The sequence below is a fragment of the Candidatus Alkanophaga liquidiphilum genome, from assembly GCF_053996935.1.
On record NZ_JBMXYC010000008.1, the window covers coordinates 1 to 11,372 of the forward strand.

Sequence of the window (11,372 nt, forward strand, 5' to 3'; positions counted from 1 at the left end):
CTTCTGCGATTTTCGTGAACGAGAGCCTCGCATCCCTTTGGAGCACCCTTAATATTTTCTTGTCCAGCTCGTCCATTCTCCCACCCACTTTACGTTCATTAAGCATTTTTCCGAAAATTTAATTAAATGCTGGGGTGGCAAGTTAAATGTGTTTAAGGTTGTAAGGTGCGAGTTGAGTAGCGGTCGTGGTGGCGTGGTATGAAGCACCGTGTTCCAGATGCGCTCAGTTTGCAGGATATTTTCAAAAGGTGGCTATTTCCACATGGTGAGAATTGCTGTGATGAGAAGTGGTGCACGTGGTGCGGAAGATGTGCCGACGTGTGGGGAGGGGGGGTGCAACGTGCGTCAGTGTGCTTATATAGTCGGGACGACGGTGCTCATCCCGCCCTCGGCTTGCTACTACAACTGCCGCCGAGCTTAACGCCGTAAGACGTAACCGGGCATCATAGCGGCATACTTAAGCGAAGGTGAGAGGAGATGAGGGCGAAGGATGTTGCAAGAGGGAGATTTGAGTATGAAAGCGCCTCATCTTATTTGCTGCTTGAGGCGTTTTCTGGGCGTGCCGTAGCGTTTAGAGATGCGTTCCGGCTTGAGCGTGCGCTGGCATGGGGCGGACGTGTCCACAAGTGGGCGTTGGGGCATGGGACGCCATGCTTCAAGACGGTGCTATGGGAGATATGTCCGGTCTGCGGGTGGGGGAGATGAGCGAGAGATTTGAGCCTAAGATCATTGCGTTCACATGCAACTGGTGCGCCTACGCAGGTGCAGACCTCGCAGGCGTCTCCCGCTTGAAATACCCGGAGAACGTCAGGATCATAAGGGTGATGTGCACGGGACGTGTCGACCCAGTGTTCGTCTTAAAGGCGTTCACGAGCGGTGCTGACGGCGTGCTTGTCGGTGGGTGCCACATTGGCGATTGCCATTATCTTAGAGGGAATGCCCTTGCGAGGCGTCGGGCGACGATGCTGAAAAAGCTCCTTAAGTATGTGGGGATAGAGCCAGAGAGGCTGCGGCTCGAGTGGATTTCCGCATCAGAGGGCGGAAAGTTCGTGGAAACCGTGAGGGACTTCGTCGAGCAGATAAGAGAGCTAGGTCCTAATCCGTTGAGGGGATCAAGATGAAAGTCGAATACGTGCCGACAAGCTGCCCTTATTGTGCGACGGGGTGTGGGATATACCTCGTTGTTAAGGACGGCAGGATTGTGGGTGTAGAGCCATGGAAGGAGCACCCGGTGAACGAGGGTAAGAACTGCCCAAAGGGGCGGAGCGCTCATGAGTTCCTTTACGGCAAGGAGCGTCTGGAGAGGCCTTTAATAAGAGAAAACGGCGAATTCGGAGAAGCGACGTGGGACGAAGCTTTAGAGTTAATTGCGGAGAGGCTGAAAAAGGCGAAATCTGAAGAAGTTGGCTTTGTGAGCTCTTGCAAGCTCACCAATGAGGATTTATATGTAATGCAGAAGTTTGCGAGGTGCGTCGTGAAGACAAACAATGTAGACACGCCTTCGAGGTTCTGCCATTCCACCACGGTTCCCGCTTTGATTTCAACGGTTGGCACGGGCGTGATGGAAACTTCGACGATAAGCATTGAAAAGGCAGATTGCATCATCCTCGCAGGTTCGAATCTCAAGGAGAACTTCCCACTCCTCGCCAGAAGGGTGATGCGGGCGAGGGAGCGAGGAGCGAAAGTCATTGTCATCGATCCGAGGAAAACTATAACTGCAAGAGACCTCGCAGACTTCCACCTTCAGATAAATCCGGCGACGGACATAGCGCTGATAAACGGCATGATGAAGGTAATTCTGGAGGAAGGGCTGGAGAACAAGGAGTTCGTAGAGAAAAGGACGGTGGGCTTCGAAGAACTAAGTAAATACCTCTCGAAGCTCGACATGGGCGAAATAGAGAGGATAACAGGTGTTCCCAGAGCGCTAATAAGGGAGGCGGCAGTGACGTATGCAAAGGCTGAGCGTGGTTGCATCATTTACAACGCAGGGATATGCCAGCATGTCGAAGGCATAGGGAACATCAGAGCGCTAGCGGACCTCGCAATGCTCACTGGGAACTTTGGAAAGCCCGGAACTGGCGTAAACCCACTTAGAGGACACATAAACGGCGAAGGCTCCGGTGACATGGGCGTCGTTAATGTCTTCTATCCGGGCTTCGTGCGTGTGGGCGAGGACGCTGCGAAGAAGTTCGGAGAGCTCTGGGGCGTTGAGAGCTTACCAACACAGCCCGGTCTGACTTACATGGAAATGATTGAGAAATGTCGCATCCTTTACATTCAGGGAACGAATCCCATGGTTTCTGCTCCCAACACGAACAACGTGAAGAAGAGGCTTGAGGAGAAGGAGTTTGTGGTCGTTCAGGACATTTTCATGACCGAGACTGCGAAGCTTGCCGACGTCGTCCTTCCTGCTGCAGCATGGAGCGAGAAGGTGGGAACGGTGACCGAAGTTGACAGACGGGTCCAGCTCATGCGGAAGGTGGTGGAGCCGCCGGGGGAAGCGATGCCGGATTGGCAGATCGTCTGCGAGCTTGCGGCGAAGATGGAAATGGGCGAGAAGTTTAACTTCCGTTCCGCTGAAGAGGTGTTCGAGGAGATAAGAAGGGTGGTCCCGGCATACGCAGGCATTACTTACAAACGGCTGGAGAGGGCAGGAGGTATTCAATGGCCCTGCCCGTCGGAAGGCCACCCAGGAACAGACACGATGTTCGCAGATGGCAAATTTAGGACGCCCGATGGTCTTGGGCATTTTTTCGTCGTCGAATACAAAGGACCGGCGGAGCCGGTGGACGAGGAATACCCGTTTGCGCTTCTGACCGGGAGAGTCCTGTTTCATTACCACACCGGGACGATGACGAGAAGGACGCCAAAGCTTAACACAGAGATGCCGTCGGCATGGGTTGAAATCAACGTCGAGGATGCGAAGGCGCTCGGGATCGATGACGGGGAGGTAGTCGTGGTGAAATCGAGGCGCGGTGAGATAAGAGTGCCTGCGAGGGTTACCGGAAACATAAAGAGGGGCGTCGTATTCATCCCGTGGCACTTTTCAGAGACCCCTGCTAATGCCCTCACAGGACCTATCGCGGAGCCACCTTCGAGAATGCCCGAATTTAAGTATTCTGCGGTCAGGATTGAGAGGAGAGGGTGAGGATGATGAGTGAGATGTATTTGGCTGAAGCCTCTGACGAGAGGATAAGAGGAAGTGGGGAATACGGTGGCGTGGTGACGGCGTTGCTCAAGTTCGCTCTCGAAAATGGGATTGTGGACGCGGTCCTTGCAGTGAAGAAGAGGGATGGTAATCGGTATGACGGCGTTTTAACCCTCGTCACCACACCTGAGGAGACTTTGGAGTGTGCAGGTGTCCTTCATTGCGCCCCGGTGAACATTGCGAGATGCGTCAAGGAATACCTTGACGGAGCGAAAAGCATGCGTCTTGCTGTCGTTTGCAAGCCTTGTGACGCTCGTGCGATGATAGAGTTGGCGAAAAGGGAGCAGATAAACCTTGCGAATGTCATTATGGTCGGGATGAACTGCACGGGCACATTTGCTCCGGGAATTGCGAAGAAAATGTTTGAAGATGAGTTTGGGGTCGATCCTGAGGATGTTGTGCGTGAGGACATTGACGACGGGAAGCTCATCATCACGCTTAATGACGGAAGCACGAGGGAGAGGGACTTGAAGGAACTTGAAGAGCGAGGTTACGGGCGGCGTGAGAACTGCCGGCGGTGCGAAGTAAGCATCCCAAGGATGGCGGATTTGGCTTGCGGAAAGTGGGGCGTGCCGGAAGGTAGGAAGGCGACGTTTGTGGAAGTCTGCTCGGAAAAGGGAGGAGAGTTTTTAAAGAAGGCAGTGGAAGCTGGCGTTATAAGGGTAGAAACTGCGAGTAAGGAGGCTATTGAAGAGAGGGAGAAGAAGGAGCGAGATGCGTTAGAGCGCTCGAAGGAGTGGCAAGAGCGCTATTTTGGCGAGATGGAGGGGATGAGCTTAGAAGAGCGCCGAAGGTATTGGTTCAATTACTTCGACCGTTGCATTAAGTGCTTCGGCTGTCGAGATGCATGTCCGATTTGCTACTGCAAGGAGTGTTATCTTGAAGCGTGGCGGGGCTTCATTCATGGCGGTAAAATCCCACCGGAAAAAACATTTCCGCTAATAAGGCTGGCGCACGTCGCAGACTCCTGCGTGAACTGCGGGCAATGTCAGGATGTGTGCCCTGCGGAGATTCCACTTTCCCGATTATACCAAGCGATCAACAAAGAGCTTCAGCAGACGTTCGAATACCTCCCAGGCATGAACGTCGAAGAGCGTCCACCACTAACAGTAATCACTGAGAAGGAACTCAGCGAAGACGACCCACTTCTTTTCATAAAGGCTAAGGTGTGAATGTCCGCCGGCATCAATCCATCCGCTCAATCTCCACTCTCTTTTTAATAATGTGTCTTTTCATGATTTCCGCAGCGTTTGTGGGGCTCTCTCCACGAGGGGTCTCCCGCCGGTCGGCAGCGTCTTAGTCAGAAGCTTCGCGACGAGTCCGGAGCCGCTGACGAACGGGTCGGGGCAGACGTGTGGGAAGAAACCACAGTCGAAAGTGAGGCAGCAATCGCCGAGCGCCCGTTCCTCAAGCCACTGCGGCGCAGAAGCTACGACTGGCAGCTATGGGAGGTCGACGCCGAGCTTTTCTGCTAGAACCTCTGCGACGGTTACAATTATCCCAATACACGTGCAGATGTCAAAGTCCCAGACCAACGGGGGCTTGAGAGCCTCGCAGACCTCCCTGAGACCCTCTCCCGCGAATTCTAATCCCTGTTCATTCATGAACCAAACCCCTGAAGGGCGAAAGCGGTGTATCCAGCAGTCCAGACGAGGACGTCACGCCTCAAAAGCTACTCAGTCAAATAGTCAACGGTAGCCCTCTTCATGCCTTCTTTCCGCTCCCTTCTTTTCCTCTCTTTGAAAGCTCCGATGGCAAGCTCTACAACTCTCTTGGCGACTTCTCCCGCACGCTTAGGCGACCGGCTGATGTGCTCGGCGCCCTCGATGTAGGTGACGTCGTCAAGGGCTATCTGTTTCATTTTTTCGGCGTGTTGCAATGCCCTCTGGCGCCTGGTGGTCATGTGTTGACTGCGTTTGGATTGATGGCGCCGACGCCACTTTCGAGCGTCGCAAGACTCGGCGTTCCGAGCAGAACGTCGTTCATCCAGACGCTCATGCGAAGGCGACGGACCCCATGGTCAGACCGAGCCTCAAGGCATGAAGGAGCATTTTACGAGGGCGTCCACAATTTCAACCATCGCTCCACCGGGGACTATTCCAAGCTTCTCGTAGACTGCGAGCCGTTTCTTCGGAGCGAGCCTCAGCCCAATCTCGCTCGGCTCCCATCTTTTTCTATAAACATCGGCAAGGACGAACCCCACGAGCTTGTTCGCATCCGTTTCGACTCCTACGGCATCACAAACGTCCTTCAGAGCTTTTACATTCTTCACACCTGCGTGTGCGAGCGTTCTCGCCGCGTTCTCGCAGATGTGGACATAGCAGGCGAGCCCGCTGCCACTCCCCTCAGAAAGTTCTTGCGACGACTTGGTCAGCGTTTAGCCCGCAGACGCCCAGAGGCGCTTTTTCAGAGAGTCTGCAGGGGTCCTCAGAGTATAGGACGCAGCAAACACCTTTACGACCAAAGTCGCAAAGTGGCTGTTGTTTCTCAAACCTTGTGCATGACGTCTCTGGTCATCTCGCTCTCGCCTCTTCGATGAGCCTCTTCACGCCCCCCACTCGCCGCAACACTCACATCATCACCTATTTGTTTTAATACTAAGACTGTAATTATTTCAACATAATATAAAGATTTTGTTGCAGCGCTCAACACGCGGGCGGAAGTAAGTCGGCGTCCGAGACACTCAAGCGCCAACGTTCTTAACGCTTTGAGCAGTATGAAAGAGCATGCTTAGTGTGGACTGCGAGGAGTTAAAGAGCAAAGTGAGGGGGGCGTCGTCCGCTGAATTTTCGAGGCTGGTGGATGAAGTTTCCGAAGTTTTGAAGGCTGAGGGAGAGCGGCGGGGCGGGAGCGGGCTTGTGGAGCTTGCGGCTTCAGGGAAGCTTGCGGTCGTCGGCGACATTCACGGCGACCTCAGAAGCCTACTTTTCATCTTAAACGGTGTGAGGGGGGCTGACAAAATATTGTTTCTGGGTGACTACGGCGACAGGGGCGACGAGAGCGTGGAGGTCTATCTCGTGATTTTGGAGTTGAAAAGACGTTTCGGCGACGCCGTTATTTTGCTAAGGGGCAACCACGAGGGTCCGCCCGACCTGCAAGCGGTGCCGCACGACCTTCCCCTCTTTTTCAGACGGAAGTATGGCGGCGAGGGCGTGCGCCTTTACGAGAAAGTGAGAGCGTTTTGGGAGTTGTTGCCCTTCTCTGCGATGGTGAAGCGTCGCTACTTGTTCGTGCATGGCGGCGTGCCGACGCACGTCGCCTCGAAAGAGGACATTGCCTTCGCGCATGAAATGCACCCACAACGCCCGAACTTCGAAGAAATTCTCTGGAGCGACCCTGCAGAGGGACAAGGGAGCATGCCGTCGTTCCGGGGTGCCGGACAACTTTTTGGGGAGGACGTTACCGAGCGTGCGCTGAGCGTGCTCGGCGTGCGAACACTGATAAGGAGTCACGAGCCTTGCGACGGCGGCGTCGAAGTGCGACAGCATGGAAAGGTCTTAACGGTATTTTCGAGGAAGGGCATGCCCTACATGAACAGGTATGCGGCATATTTATTATTGGATGCAACAGAGCCTGCAAAGGACGCTTACGAGCTTGTAAGAGCGTCTGTGAGGTTTTAAACCTTAGCCAGCATGCTGCTCTTTATTTGGCGGGGGTTGAGTATATGATGTTTTGGCTGTGAGTGCGGCTTTTGTGCGTGTTGAGGGTCCTGCGTTCGTTGAGGGCGGTTTGTCGTGCTTGCGGCTTAAAACGGGGGCAGGTGATTGTGAAAGGGAGGCATGTTTGGCGTTTGCGACTGACGTAAACGGGAAGCAGCGTCCGGCGTGAAGCAGCCTCTACTCCAACCTCTATGCTATGTTTCTGACGGGCACTACGGCATCGCCGTGACGATGGTCTATGCGAGCGCCCTCGTGGGTCGAGAGGGCGAGGGATATATATATTGAACTACGAGTCGGACAGGGCGGCGCACACGCTCGATTTCATAATTGTTTACTGGTTCTGCGGCGACGGCAAATCACCGATACGGCTGGCACGCTATCATTTCAACTTCACACCGCTCTACGGCGCCGCTGGATACACCGGCGGGAGTGCGTGGCCGTGTCGCTGTGTCGTCTTGGCGTCACGGAGGGCACCGATTACTTCGTCGTCCTCCACGACGGCGTGCTGGTGAGGGATATTACCCGTTCGAAGTCGTGTGTTCTTAATGGTGCCTCTACTCCAGGCCCAGCCAGGAGTCCATTTTATTTTTGTATCGGCTTAACGGGGTAGAGGAAAGTTCGAATGAAACTCCAAAGGAGCCGCCGACTACCTGAGCATCTCAAGAATCATTTTGTGGTTTTTAGGGTCTAAGGCGGCGATGATTGGGACGTCGAAGACGTTTTTGACCTCGCCCTCGAGGCGTTTACCGTTGGGTGAGGTTACGATGCCGCCCGCTTCTTCGAGGATGCGGATGGAAGCGGCAACGTCGTAACCATTGAGCATGCCCCTTATGTCGATGATAGCATCGATGGCGCCCTCAGCGACGAAGCAGAGTTCAATTGCGATGCTCCCGAGCGCCCGAATCACGACGCCCTGCCGCATGAGTTGCAGGAGCTTTGGCGGCACACTCTTTCCATAAACATAAATTGAGAACAGAGGCTTTTCCTTTCCCACGGTCTTTCTTGGCATTTTCTTGCCGTCAACGTAGGCGCCGCCGCCACGCTCCGCATAATACGTGCGTCCGAAAATCGTGGAGACGATGCCAGCTTGGACATCGCTGAAGCGGACGGCGGCGGTCTTCGGCGAGTATGCGAGAGCGGAGCAAAAAAACGGAATACCAACCGTTGCGTTTGTCGAGCCGTCAATAGGGTCGAAGATTAGCGTGAACGACGGTGTCCCGCCCTTCGGGAAGACGTGGTCACCGAGTTCTTCTGATATGATACGGGCGCACAAGCCGTGATGCTCCAATGATTTCTCTAAAGCACGTTCCGCAAACATATCTATCTTACGAGTAACGTCTTTTTCCCGCTTCGAAATTATCTCACCGTAATCTTCGTTCTCTGCGAAATACGCTCTTACGGCACTGCCCACCTCGTTCGCTATCTCCAACAACTCGTCAAGGTCCGGTTTCGCCATCGCAGCCGCCCCTTTGGATTTAAGAGCTTAGTTTGCGATGCTTTAAAAAAGTGTCTGTTTCGCTTGTGCCCGGTGCCTTCAGCGGCCGCATAACTACGACGCCGCTCGTAGTCATCGAAAATCTTATCGTGAGCTAAACGTAGTTTTGAGTGATGAAAGAGCTTGTTGCGTTGGTGGTTGGGGTTTACGTTTGCGTTGCGGTGCTGCTCGCTGCGGTCTGGCTGCATGGCGGTGTTCGAGAGGCGACAGCGGTTGAAGGAATAGAAAAGTTCTCATCGGCGGAGGAGTTCGCCACTTACCTTGAAAAGGCGGAAAGCTTGATGTTGTCCTGCGGTTACATGCGTGGCTTTTTTGGCGGCGTTCGGGAGGAGGTAGGAATACTTCCTGAGCCTGCGCCGCCACCCAAAGCCGCAGAGCAGGCTGGCGAGCCTTCTAGGTTTTCGGAGACAACAGTTCAAGTAAAAGGCATCGATGAGCCCGACATTGTAAAAACTGATGGGCGCCGCATTTTTTTCTCGTCGAATGGCGTAACGAGGGTAATAAATGCGTTTCCGCCTTCCAACTTGTCAGTGGGGGTGGGGCTGGAAAAAGGCGGGGAATTGCTTTTAAAGGACGGGATGCTGGTGCTCTTTACTGGCAACAAGATTTACGGGTTCGACGTTTCACGCCCAGAGGCGCCTGAAGAAAGGTGGGACGTGGAACTTAACGGCACGCTTGCTGCTGCCCGTCTCTACGGCGGCAGGATCTACATCGTTACGAGGAACTGGCTTAACAGGGAGAAGCCAGCACCGATATATCCGCTGGCGGTGCGTGGCATCGCCACGCGCTTCGGAGAGGAGCCGCTTGTAGTTCCAGCATCTGAGATTTACCACCCGGTAGAGATAGTGCCAGTGGACGTCGTTTATACGGCAGCAGTTCTGAATCCCCAAAGCGGCGAAGTTGAGAAAAGCGTCTCTTTTGTCGGAAGTTCCAGCACGTCCGTCATTTACATGTCGAAAAACGCTCTCTACATCACTTACTCCTACCCGCAACCCGTCATTAAGACTTATTCTAAGTTCCTCAGGGAGGCGTGCAGCGACATTCTCCCGAAGGACGTTTTGGAGAAACTTGAAGACCTTACAAGCAAGGCAGAAGTGAGCAGTGTTACGAGCTTAAAAGAGTTGGAAGAGATTTCCGAGGATTTAAAAGGGCTTGAGGGCGAAATTAGCAGGCGGGCGGAGGAGTATTTCGCCGAGCGTATGCGAGACTTCGAGACGACGGGGGTTGTGAAAATAGAGCTTAAAGATTTTGAGATTGTGGCGAGAGGCGAAGTTCCGGGTCGTCCTTTAAACCAATTTTCGCTCGACGAATACGATGGCTACCTGCGGATTGCGACGACGGTTGGCGGCTGGTGGGGCTTGACGCCACGAAGCTGGGAGACCGCAAACGACGTTTACGTCTTAGACGACGAGCTAAAGGTCGTCGGCTCACTTGAAGGCTTAGGAGTCTCAGAGCGGATTTATGCGGTCCGCTTCCTCGGCGACAAGGGCTACGTCGTTACCTTCAAAGAAACTGACCCGTTCTTCGTCATCGACCTCTCAGACCCTGCGGCGCCGAAGCTCTGCGGCGAGCTAAAGATTCCCGGCTACTCCTCGTATCTGCATCCGATAACCGAGGATTTGATCTTGGGCATCGGGAAGGAGGACTGGAAGGTCAAGATTTCACTCTTCGACGTCTCTTCACTTGAAATGCCCGTGGAACTCGATAAGTTCGTGCTGGATGAGTATTGGTCGGACGTGCTGGCGACGCACCACGCTTTCCTGCTTGATGAGAAGCACGGTATATTTTTCCTGCCATGTGGCGACGGCGGCTACGTTTTCTCTTACGAGGACGGACTTGAACTGGTGAAAAGAGTAAACGTCGAAGGCGTCAGGAGGGCACTTTACATTGACGACCACCTTTACGTGATTGCCGATACGAAGCTCGTGGTGCTCGACGAGCAGACGTGGGAGAGAGTTAACGAAATTGAGTTCGAAATGGAAACCTTCCCGCCTTACCCGCCCAAAAGCACCGCTTGAATAACCGTGAAAGCGTAGGCTGCGTCGGATATCCGGTGGAAGCGGTAAGAGTGGATGGTGTTGTGCGGCGTCTGCACAAGCGTATTGGCACGGTACGGCGTGGCGGGAGAAGAAAGGAAGCGGTGTTCGATGTCGGATGGGAGACGCTGCGCGCGTTCGCCACGAAAAGCAGCAATTGAGCTACGAAGTCTCATGTGCGTCTATTTCTCTCTACAGGGATGCAATCCAGCAACTCGTATTGGATGGCTCTGAATCAAGCATAAGACCCCGTTAAATCCTCTACGCACGATAAACAGCTTCTCGAAACTCTGCGAACCGTCATCTTGAATACACCATCCAAGTGCCCTTTGGCTCTTCCTATGAGTCCAACTTTCCGGAGATATGTGAAGTTTCGCCGTAAGGCGAAATTTGGGCGTAGCTGAAGGCGGAGCCACATATCCGCCTGTTAAGTGACTTGGAGGGCAAGGTGCGAAGCACCGCAGAGTGCTTGTTGTCGCTTATGTAGTACCTCGTCATTCTTGTTCACCAAATCATAGGTTTGAGAGAATCTTTTTCACCATTTCCTTTAGCTCTGGAACTTTATTTTTCACTATATCCCATATAACCTCCAAGTCCACACCAAAATATGCATGAATAAGAATATCCCTCAGACCAGCTATTTTTCTCCACTCTACTTCTGGATAATCTTTCTTAATATCATCAGGTAGATTTTTTACAGCTTCTCCTATTATTTCAAGATTTCTTATCACACCATCTTGAATTAATTCGTTGTTTGAAAAATCCTCGAAATTCATATTTTCTGTATATCTCTCAATTTTACCTATCGCTTCGAGTATATCCCTCAAATACACTTTATACTCCCGTTGCATATTTCACATCCCTCAATATATGGGGTTTTAAATCTGGTTTTATAGATTCCAGAATCACAAGATCAACTTTACAGTTGAATAAGTCTTCCAAGAAGAATTTTAGTTCCATATAGTTGTCAAATG

At 52.9% G+C, this 11,372-nt stretch carries 18 protein-coding genes; 10 read left to right on the plus strand and 8 right to left on the minus strand.

All coding sequences use genetic code 11. The features are described from left to right. Positions 1 to 106 (minus strand): AsnC family transcriptional regulator (locus ACXJJA_RS00955; RefSeq protein WP_456486368.1); only part of this gene is annotated, 106 nt, incomplete at its 3' end. A 174-nt stretch (positions 107 to 280) separates the two neighbouring features. On the opposite strand from ACXJJA_RS00955, the gene ACXJJA_RS00960 reads away from it, so the two are divergent. Genes ACXJJA_RS00960 through ACXJJA_RS00980 form a run of 5 tightly spaced genes read left to right on the plus strand, consistent with a single transcriptional unit; the run spans position 281 to position 4,380 of the window. Then, the gene (locus ACXJJA_RS00960) at positions 281 to 421 is read left to right on the plus strand and encodes a hypothetical protein (protein WP_456486354.1); all 141 of its coding nucleotides are present in this window, start codon (positions 281 to 283) and stop codon (positions 419 to 421) included. Between the two features lie 56 nt (positions 422 to 477). After that, complete coding sequence (locus ACXJJA_RS00965) at positions 478 to 705, plus strand: hypothetical protein (RefSeq protein WP_456486355.1); 228 nt, start codon at positions 478 to 480, stop codon at positions 703 to 705. Then, positions 702 to 1,121: a hydrogenase iron-sulfur subunit gene (locus ACXJJA_RS00970; protein ID WP_456486356.1), complete on the plus strand. Its 420-nt coding sequence runs from the start codon at positions 702 to 704 to the stop codon at positions 1,119 to 1,121. Before ACXJJA_RS00965 ends, ACXJJA_RS00970 begins: the two co-directional genes overlap by 4 nt. Next, positions 1,118 to 3,148, plus strand: coding sequence for a formate dehydrogenase subunit alpha (gene fdhF / locus ACXJJA_RS00975; RefSeq protein WP_456486357.1), 2,031 nt, complete (start codon positions 1,118 to 1,120; stop codon positions 3,146 to 3,148). Before ACXJJA_RS00970 ends, fdhF begins: the two co-directional genes overlap by 4 nt. A 2-nt stretch (positions 3,149 to 3,150) precedes the next feature. Further along, on the plus strand, positions 3,151 to 4,380 hold the full coding sequence (locus ACXJJA_RS00980) for a Coenzyme F420 hydrogenase/dehydrogenase, beta subunit C-terminal domain (RefSeq protein ID WP_456486369.1): 1,230 nt from the start codon (positions 3,151 to 3,153) through the stop codon (positions 4,378 to 4,380). 60 nt (positions 4,381 to 4,440) lie between these two features. Here the strand turns inward: ACXJJA_RS00980 and ACXJJA_RS00985 are convergent, their stop codons facing one another. From ACXJJA_RS00985 to ACXJJA_RS01005, 5 genes are all read right to left on the minus strand, one after another. Then, complete coding sequence (locus ACXJJA_RS00985) at positions 4,441 to 4,650, minus strand: hypothetical protein (protein ID WP_456486370.1); 210 nt, start codon at positions 4,648 to 4,650, stop codon at positions 4,441 to 4,443. Continuing rightward, positions 4,651 to 4,812 carry a hypothetical protein gene (locus ACXJJA_RS00990; RefSeq protein WP_456486358.1) on the minus strand — a complete coding sequence of 54 codons (162 nt, stop codon included), beginning with the start codon at positions 4,810 to 4,812 and terminating at the stop codon, positions 4,651 to 4,653. It lies immediately after the preceding gene. Positions 4,813 to 4,880: 68 nt separating this feature from the next. Continuing rightward, positions 4,881 to 5,069, minus strand: coding sequence for a hypothetical protein (locus ACXJJA_RS00995; RefSeq protein ID WP_456486359.1), 189 nt, complete (start codon positions 5,067 to 5,069; stop codon positions 4,881 to 4,883). A gap of 171 nt (positions 5,070 to 5,240) precedes the next feature. Beyond that, a complete protein-coding gene (locus ACXJJA_RS01000; protein WP_456486371.1) occupies positions 5,241 to 5,582 on the minus strand; it encodes a hypothetical protein in 342 nt (113 codons plus the stop codon). 113 nt (positions 5,583 to 5,695) lie between these two features. Beyond that, complete coding sequence (locus ACXJJA_RS01005; protein ID WP_456486360.1) at positions 5,696 to 5,902, minus strand: hypothetical protein; 207 nt, start codon at positions 5,900 to 5,902, stop codon at positions 5,696 to 5,698. Positions 5,903 to 5,934: 32 nt separating this feature from the next. Between ACXJJA_RS01005 and ACXJJA_RS01010 the strand changes: the two genes are divergently transcribed. From ACXJJA_RS01010 to ACXJJA_RS01020, 3 genes are all read left to right on the plus strand, one after another. Continuing rightward, positions 5,935 to 6,828, plus strand: coding sequence for a metallophosphoesterase family protein (locus tag ACXJJA_RS01010; RefSeq protein ID WP_456486361.1), 894 nt, complete (start codon positions 5,935 to 5,937; stop codon positions 6,826 to 6,828). 52 nt (positions 6,829 to 6,880) lie between these two features. After that, complete coding sequence (locus ACXJJA_RS01015) at positions 6,881 to 7,036, plus strand: hypothetical protein (protein ID WP_456486362.1); 156 nt, start codon at positions 6,881 to 6,883, stop codon at positions 7,034 to 7,036. Positions 7,037 to 7,148: 112 nt separating this feature from the next. Beyond that, entirely contained in the window at positions 7,149 to 7,379 is a 231-nt protein-coding gene (locus tag ACXJJA_RS01020; protein ID WP_456486363.1) for a hypothetical protein, read from the plus strand. A 134-nt stretch (positions 7,380 to 7,513) separates the two neighbouring features. On the opposite strand, the gene ACXJJA_RS01025 is transcribed toward ACXJJA_RS01020, so the two are convergent. Next, the gene (locus ACXJJA_RS01025; protein WP_456486364.1) at positions 7,514 to 8,323 is read right to left on the minus strand and encodes an inositol monophosphatase family protein; all 810 of its coding nucleotides are present in this window, start codon (positions 8,321 to 8,323) and stop codon (positions 7,514 to 7,516) included. A 152-nt stretch (positions 8,324 to 8,475) separates the two neighbouring features. Here ACXJJA_RS01025 and ACXJJA_RS01030 point away from each other — a divergent pair, with 152 nt between their 5' ends. Further along, positions 8,476 to 10,380 (plus strand): beta-propeller domain-containing protein, encoded by a 1,905-nt coding sequence (locus ACXJJA_RS01030; protein WP_456486365.1) that lies wholly within the window; start codon positions 8,476 to 8,478, stop codon positions 10,378 to 10,380. A gap of 35 nt (positions 10,381 to 10,415) precedes the next feature. Next, positions 10,416 to 10,559, plus strand: coding sequence for a hypothetical protein (locus ACXJJA_RS01035; RefSeq protein WP_456486366.1), 144 nt, complete (start codon positions 10,416 to 10,418; stop codon positions 10,557 to 10,559). 351 nt (positions 10,560 to 10,910) lie between these two features. Here ACXJJA_RS01035 and ACXJJA_RS01040 read toward each other — a convergent pair whose 3' ends face one another. Further along, on the minus strand, positions 10,911 to 11,249 hold the full coding sequence (locus ACXJJA_RS01040; protein WP_456486367.1) for a HepT-like ribonuclease domain-containing protein: 339 nt from the start codon (positions 11,247 to 11,249) through the stop codon (positions 10,911 to 10,913). Between the last annotated feature and the right edge of the window lie 123 nt (positions 11,250 to 11,372).